The sequence below is a fragment of the Staphylococcus sp. HMSC072H03 genome, assembly GCF_001809305.1.
Classification (GTDB): domain Bacteria; phylum Bacillota; class Bacilli; order Staphylococcales; family Staphylococcaceae; genus Staphylococcus; species Staphylococcus hominis.
Map to the genome: position 1 here is coordinate 1 of NZ_KV796911.1, position 200 is coordinate 200.

1 pseudogene is annotated in these 200 nt (G+C 32.5%); it reads right to left on the reverse strand.

The annotated features are described in order from the left end of the window. Positions 1–200, reverse strand: a pseudogene (locus tag HMPREF2578_RS11375) (recombinase family protein); the annotation flags it as partial.

The following is a 200-nucleotide window of genomic DNA, read 5'->3' on the forward strand; positions in this document are numbered from 1 at the left end:
AGTATTGTCTCATTTAATTTGTCATGAAATGATTGATTGCCACAGTATACTTTACAAGTGTTTAGGACCTCTGTTTCAATCATTTGCGCATTGATGCCTTTAAATGGACACGTATGATAGGCTTCATTCATATTTTTAGGACAGACATAGTAACGTAGAGAACGATGTTCTTTTTTTATCGTTAAGTTTGTTAATGTTGA